The sequence below is a fragment of the Streptomyces sp. CO7 genome (assembly GCF_053474865.1).
Map to the genome: position 1 here is coordinate 414,371 of NZ_JBRIOU010000005.1, position 4,045 is coordinate 418,415.

Sequence of the window (4,045 nt, forward strand, 5' to 3'; positions counted from 1 at the left end):
GGTGAGCTCGGGGTCGCCCGAGGGGGCGGCGGCCCGCTGGCCGGGGATGTGGGCCTCCCGCTCGGTCATCCGGCGCCGGTGCTGCAGCGCGGACTCGCACAGCGCCCGCATCGCCTCGTTGAACCGCACCTGCGACGGCGGCTCGGAGGGCCCCAGCAGCCGCAGCTTCAGCTCCGCGCGAGCCTCCTGCAGGTCGTCCAGCTCGGGATCGCGCACCCGCTCCAGCAGCGTCGGCACACCCGCCGCGTCCGGCGTCAGCACCGTCGCCGCCCGCACCGTCGGGAACGCCTCGCGGAAGGCGGTCTCGCTCAGCCCGGAGGTGTTGGCCACCGCGTACGGCTTGCCGCTCGCCATGTAGTCCGAGATCACGCTGGACACGTCGCTGATCAGCAGGTTCGCCCGGTTGAAGCAGGTCTGGATGTCGGGACGCGCGTCCGTGACGATCTGGTGCTCCCACTCGGGCAGCGCCGCCCAGTACGCCTCCACCCAGGCGGAGGTGGCCGCGGTGACCGCGGCGGCGCGCCCCGGCTCCGGGGCGGTCTGCAGCATCATCCGCTCCAGGTTGTCCGCGGACTCCCGGAACGTGGAGGTGGTGAGCCGGTCCAGCTCAGCCGTCCGCCGCGCCAGCTCGGCCACGGCCTCCGGGCCGGGACGCGGACCGGTGCGCTCACGGTTGGCGGCGAGGATCAGCTCACGGATGCGCAGGTCGGCGGCGCCGGCCCGCGGGTCGACCGAGCCGGTCAGCGGGTGCGGCTTGTAGACCAGGCGCACCTTGGGGTCGGCCAGCAGCGCCCGCACCAGGTTCTCGCCGGCCGCGACCACCGAGGTGTTGCCCGGGTTGCCGTCCCAGCCCTCCCAGGTGGGGGCGTACAGGACGTCGGTGTACTCGCCCTGCGGGGCGCCCTTGTAGGTGACGATCCCGTCCAGCTGCGGACGGCCGATCTCCACGATGTCCTTGTCCTCGATGCCGACGTCGGCCAGCGCGTACCGCTCGCGGGCCTCGGGACCGGCCACCCACACCTCGTCGTACGCCTTGGCGTACGGGTTGCAGGAGGACAGCTTGTCGCTCTCGCCGTGGTTGACGAAGGTGTGCTTGATCGTCGGGATGCGCAGCACCTGCGAGGTCTTGCCCGAGTTCGACGGGTGGATCAGCGCCTGCAGGGTGGAGTGCTCCAGCCGCATCAGGTGGTGGACCTGCGGCAGGCAGACGATCGGGATGTCGGTCGCGGTGATCTTCTGCATCATGAAGCGCTCACGCAGCACGATCACCGGACGCCCGTCCAGCTTCGCCAGCGAGTCGAGCCACATGTTCGCCTGGTAGGCGGAGGCGGCGCCGCCGGAGAAGTACATGCCGATGGTCGGCTTGTACTCGGCCAGCCACGCGTCGAACCACTTGAGCACGGCGGCCTCGGACGGCGGACGGCGGCCCGGCAGCAGGTGGCTGCCCAGCACGGCCAGGCCGGCCAGCGCGGCGAGCGCCGAGACCCCGGCGCCTGCGACGCCCCACAGCGCCTCGCCGCTCGCACCGGCCCCCAGCAGGCCCGCGGTGGCGGGCAGGCCGAGGATCAGCAGCCGGTGCCCGGGACGGCGCAGCAGCAGCGCGGGCGGGGCGGCGGTCAGCGGCAGGCCGGAGGTGTCGATGTTCCGGGTGAGCACCGGGGTGGTGCGGGCCCGGCGGACGACCACCGAGACGGCCTGGATCGCGAAGTGCAGCCCGTAGAACCCGAGCAGCACCAGCAGCGGCCCGGCCATCCCGCTCTCGTCGTTCTGCTCCTGGAGACGGACCAGGGCGACGACGATCAGCAGGTCCCGCAGCAGATGCCGCACCGTGGTGTCGACGTGCATCTTGGCGAACATCGCGACCAGGCCCCGCTGCGAGCGGTAGAGGAACACCTCGACGGCGACGGAGACGACCGCAGCCGCGATCATGGCGGGCACGTTCGGGACCACGGCCGTGACGGCGAGTGTGAGGAACGACACCGCCAGAAGAGCGGTGACCATGCCTCGTTCGGCGGTCTGCCGACGGGGGACGGGTGTGGGCACTGCGTCACTCCAAAGGGCTGCGCGGACGTGTTGCGTCTAGGGACTCAGATTCAACGCGCTTGAACGCTCCGACGACACGCCTCGGACGCCCGGGCACGGATCGAGACCTGCGCGGGGTCCGCGGGCGTACGTCCGTGGGATGGAACGCACGCGCGCCGCGACGTCCGGGTCGCGTAGATTGCCGGACGGGCAGCTGAGAACCAGGTGAGGGGACAACGTTCAAGGTGACAGGGGCAAGGCAGGCCGTGACCGGGGCTCGCAGGATCGTCGTCAAGGTGGGTTCCTCGTCGTTGACCACGGCTGAGGGCGGCCTGGACGCCGACCGGGTCGACGCGCTGGTCGACGTCCTGGCGGCGGGCAGGGACGGTGGCGAGAGGGATGTCGTCCTGGTTTCCTCCGGTGCCATCGCTGCGGGACTCGCCCCTCTGGGTCTGCGTCGCCGGCCCCGCGACCTGGCCCGGCAGCAGGCAGCAGCCAGCGTGGGGCAAGGCCTGCTGGTTGCTCGCTACACCGCGTCCTTCGCACGCTACGGCGTGCGGGTGGGTCAGGTGCTGCTGACGGCCGATGATACGAGTCGGCGTGCCCACCACCGTAACGCAGCCCGAACGCTCGACAAATTGCTCGCCATGGGAGCCCTGCCGGTTGTCAACGAGAACGACACGGTAGCGACCGACGAGATCCGTTTCGGGGACAACGACCGCCTTGCGGCCCTTGTCGCCCATCTTGTCCGTGCCGATCTCCTGGTCCTCCTGTCGGACGTGGACGGGCTGTACGACGGCGACCCGTCGCGCCCCGGCACCTCCCGGCTGAGCGAGATCCGCGGCCCCGAGGACCTCGAGGGCGTCGAGATCGGGAGCGCCGGCAAGGCCGGGGTGGGCACCGGCGGGATGGTCACCAAGGTGGAGGCCGCCCGGATCGCCGCCGAGGCCGGGATCCCGGTGGTCCTCACCAGCGCCAGCCGGGCCGCGGACGCGCTGAAGGGCCGGGACACCGGCACCTACTTCCACGCCACCGGCAACCGCTCCGCCGACCGCCTGCTGTGGCTCGAGCACGCCTCCGCCCCGCAGGGCGCCCTGACCCTGGACGACGGCGCCGTGCGGGCCGTCGTGGAGCGGCGCACCTCGCTGCTGCCGGCCGGCATCGCGGGGGTCGAGGGCGACTTCCACGCGGGCGACCCGGTCGAGCTGCGGGACGGCGAGGGCCGGGCAGTGGCCCGGGGTCTGGTGAACTTCGACGCACGTGAGATTCCTCGCCTGATCGGCCGCTCGACCAGGGAACTGGCACGCGATCTCGGCCCCGCCTACGAACGAGAGGTCGTACACAGGGACGACCTGGTGCTGCTGCGACGCTGAGGCGGACGGCGGCTTTCGGCCCGGTGGCCGGAATCCGGTGGGGGACGTTCCGTAAAACGGCCCCACGGAGCGCCGTCGCCTGCTGCACTGGTGGGGGTCACACACGCCAGGGCAGCAGCCGGGCGACCACCGTGAGCACCGTGCGAAGGAGGCCGTTGTGAGACGAGTGCGCCCGGAGTCGGCGGCGTCCCGCCCGGCCGGCGGGGGAGCGGCGTCGCGGCGCGGCCTCACCAGCGTCTCGCCCGACGACCTCTTCCAGGGCGGGCCGTCCGTGCCCGAGGAACTGCCGCGGCTGTGGCACGTCACCCTGAGCGTCTCCGGCGCCGAGGTGCCGCTGCCGGAGGTCCGGCGGGCGCTGGAGCAGCTGGCCCACGACCATCCCTTCCTGCTGACCAGCCGCTACGCCACCGACCACGCGGAGATCCGCTACTGGGAGGAGGCCCGCGACCTGCACGACGCGGCCGCGGTCGCGCTGCGGCTGTGGGGCGAGCACCGGCGGACGGCCAACCTGCCGCGGTGGGAGATCGTCGGCCTGGAGGTCGTCGACCGCGAGACCTACCACCTGCGGGTGGCCGCCGGACAGGGCCCGCCCCCGGCCACCCGGATGGGCGTCCACCCCTTCTGACCTCGCGCGCGGGGCCTCCCGGCCC

Annotated in this window: 3 protein-coding genes; 2 read left to right on the forward strand and 1 reads right to left on the reverse strand. The window is 72.7% G+C overall.

Annotated features, from left to right (window positions below; all coding sequences use genetic code 11):
* On the reverse strand, positions 1–2,001 hold a 2,001-nt coding region (locus tag ACOV8S_RS20285), incomplete at its 3' end, for a hypothetical protein (RefSeq protein WP_448319201.1).
* Positions 2,002–2,267: 266 nt separating this feature from the next.
* On the opposite strand from ACOV8S_RS20285, the gene proB reads away from it, so the two are divergent.
* Together proB and ACOV8S_RS20295 are read left to right on the forward strand one after the other, a co-directional pair.
* On the forward strand, positions 2,268–3,395 hold the full coding sequence (gene proB, locus ACOV8S_RS20290; RefSeq protein WP_448319202.1) for a glutamate 5-kinase: 1,128 nt from the start codon (positions 2,268–2,270) through the stop codon (positions 3,393–3,395).
* Between the two features lie 157 nt (positions 3,396–3,552).
* Positions 3,553–4,020: a hypothetical protein gene (locus ACOV8S_RS20295; protein ID WP_448319203.1), complete on the forward strand. Its 468-nt coding sequence runs from the start codon at positions 3,553–3,555 to the stop codon at positions 4,018–4,020.
* Positions 4,021–4,045 lie beyond the last annotated feature (25 nt).